The sequence below is a fragment of the Pseudomonas sp. SDO5591_S426 genome, assembly GCF_054070755.1.
Map to the genome: position 1 here is coordinate 1 of NZ_JBSVXD010000358.1, position 2,748 is coordinate 2,748.

3 protein-coding genes are annotated in these 2,748 nt (G+C 61.4%); 2 read left to right on the plus strand and 1 reads right to left on the minus strand.

Annotation, left to right across the window (positions count from 1 at the left end; all coding sequences use genetic code 11):
- Window positions 1-52: 52 nt before the first annotated feature.
- Entirely contained in the window at window positions 53-385 is a 333-nt protein-coding gene (locus ACW9JC_RS29860) for a DMT family transporter (protein ID WP_015093202.1), read from the minus strand.
- A gap of 103 nt (window positions 386-488) precedes the next feature.
- On the opposite strand from ACW9JC_RS29860, the gene ACW9JC_RS29865 reads away from it, so the two are divergent.
- Both ACW9JC_RS29865 and waaA read left to right on the plus strand, forming a co-directional pair.
- Window positions 489-1,391, plus strand: a complete 903-nt coding sequence (locus ACW9JC_RS29865; RefSeq protein WP_457459538.1) for a LysR family transcriptional regulator — start codon at window positions 489-491, stop codon at window positions 1,389-1,391.
- A gap of 11 nt (window positions 1,392-1,402) precedes the next feature.
- Window positions 1,403-2,680: a lipid IV(A) 3-deoxy-D-manno-octulosonic acid transferase gene (gene waaA, locus ACW9JC_RS29870; RefSeq protein WP_457459540.1), complete on the plus strand. Its 1,278-nt coding sequence runs from the start codon at window positions 1,403-1,405 to the stop codon at window positions 2,678-2,680.
- Window positions 2,681-2,748: the final 68 nt, after the last annotated feature.

Consider the following 2,748-nt stretch of genomic DNA (forward strand, 5'->3'; position numbering starts at 1 on the left):
CAGATGGATACGGTTCGCCTTTGTAGGAGCTGCCGCAGGCTGCGATCTTTTTTCAATGCCCCGCGGTTTTGGAGAAGAGTTGAATCACCACAACACCCAACACAATCAGCGCCATCCCCAGCATCGCCGGCACATCCAGTTTCTGCCCGTAGATAAACAGCGCGGCGACGCTGACCATCACAATGCCCATGCCGGCCCACACCGCGTACGCCACACCCACTGGCACGCTGCGCACCACCAGTGTCAGCATCCAGAACGCAATGCCATAGCCGACGATGACCAGCACCAGCGGCAACGGCGTGCTGAAGCCTTTGACCGCTTTCATCGAAACAGTGGCAATCACTTCGGCGCAGATGGCTATGGCCAGGTAGTAGTAAGCGGTCATGGTTCAATCCTCGTGTGAAGTGTTGCTCTCTGAGGTCGGCATTCTAGAGATTCTCCAGATGCGGTAAAGTCATTACCTATCTGTTTGGAAGATGGGTTGAGCCATGAGCACGCAATGGAATCTGGAGCAGTTGCGCTTGTTTGTCAGCGTAGCGGAGCAACGTTCGTTTTCCGCCGTGGCGCGGGACCAGCGCAAGGCGCAATCGGCGGTCAGCAGTTCGATTGCATTGCTGGAGGAAGACCTGGGCGTGAGTCTGTTCGACCGCAGCAGCGGCCGTCAGCCGAAACTCACTGAAGCCGGGACTGCATTGCTGGATGAGGCGCGTGAAGTGCTGCGCCAATGTGAGCGTCTCAACGGCCGGGCGCTGGCGATGATGCGCGGGCAAGAGGCGCGCTTGCGACTGGCTCAGGACGAGGCGATGCCGTATTCGCCGGTCATCGAAAGTTTTGAGGCGTTGGCCGAAAAATTCCCCAGTCTTGAAGTGCAACTGACCAGCGCTGCCCAAGGCGAAGTCGCGCGCAAACTGGTGGAGCGTCGCGCCGATCTCGGCTTGCTGTTCTTTCACGATCAGATCCCCGAAGCGCTGGAGCGGCGGGTGCTCGGCAGTGTGGAAATGGTCACCGTCTGCGGAGTCGATCATCCGTTGGCGAAGCAGGCGCAGGTCGATTGCCAGCAACTGGCGCAGCATCGCCAATTGCTGATGTCCACCCAATCCAGCGTTTACCCCGGCAGCGAGCCAGCCAGCCCGCAAGTCTGGCGCGCCGACAGTTTTTACGTGATGGCCGAATGGCTGGTACGCGGCCTCGGTTGGGCCTGGCTGCCGCGCCATGTGGTGCAGTACCCGACCTATCACGGCCAGATGGTTGAACTGAGCAGCGAATGGACCCCGCCCGCGCTGGTGGTTGAGTTGGTCTGGCGTCGTGATGAACCGCTCGGCCCGGCCGCGCGCTGGCTCGCCGAACGTTTTGCCGTGCACTTGCAGGCGATCGGCGAGAAAAGCCGATAAACTCCGCCGCCATGAATAGAACTCTCTACACCGCGCTGTTTTATCTGGGGCTGCCATTGGTGGCGATTCGGCTGTGGCTGCGTTCGCGCAAGGCGCCGGCGTATGCCAAGCGCATTGGCGAGCGTTTCTCCTATGGGATGCCGGCGATGAAACCGGGTGGCATCTGGGTGCACGCGGTGTCGGTGGGCGAGAGCATTGCCGCTGCGCCGATGATTCGCGCCCTGTTGCAGCGTTATCCAGACCTGCCGATTACCGTAACCTGCATGACCCCGACCGGCTCGGAGCGCATCCACGCGTTGTTCGCCAATGAGCCGCGCATCCAGCACTGCTATTTGCCCTATGACCTGCCTTGTGCGGCAAAGCGTTTTCTTGATCGGGTCCGGCCAAAACTGGCGGTGATCATGGAAACCGAGCTGTGGCCCAACCACATTCATCAGTGCGCCAAGCGCGGGATTCCCGTGGCGTTGGCCAATGCGCGGTTGTCCGAGCGCTCGGCCAAGGGTTACGGCCGCTTCGGCAAACTGACCGGGCCGATGCTCGCCGAGATGAGCCTGTTCGCGGTGCAGACCGAAGCCGAGGCCCAGCGCTTCCGTAACCTGGGCGCGCGTGCTGAAACCGTCGAGGTGACGGGTTCGATCAAGTTCGACCTGACCATCGACCCGCAACTGTTGCAACGTGCCAGCGAATTGCGCGGGCAATGGCAGGCGCAGGAGCGCCCGGTGTGGATCGCCGCCAGTACCCACGACGGCGAAGATGAAGTGGTGCTGGCGGCGCATCGTCATTTGCTGGCCGGTCATCCCGATGCGTTGCTGATTCTGGTGCCGCGTCATCCAGAGCGTTTCAATTCGGTGTTCGGGTTGTGCCAGCAGCAAGGGTTCGCCACGGTCCGTCGCTCCAGCGGCGAGGGGGTCACCGCCGCCACTTCAGTGTTGCTGGGCGACACCATGGGTGAACTGCTGTTTCTCTATGCCTTGGCCGACAGCGCTTTTGTCGGCGGCAGCCTGGTGCCGAACGGCGGGCATAACCTGCTGGAGCCGGCGGCGCTGGCGAAACCGGTTTTGAGCGGCCCGCACCTGTTCAACTTCCTCGAAATCGCCGCGCAGTTGCGCAGTGCCGGGGCGTTGCAGGAAGTGGAAGATGCCGAAGGATTGGCGCTGGCGGTGCAGCGGCTGTTCGAATTGCCGAGAGATGCGCAGCGCATGGCCGAGGCAGGACTGAAAGTGATGCGAACCAATCAGGGCGCGTTGCAGCGGTTGCTCGATGGGTTGGGGCGGTTGATCGAACGTTAGATCGCGTCTGCCGGAAAAAAAGATCGCAGCCTTCGGCAGCTCCTACAGGGTGTACATCATTCCTATGT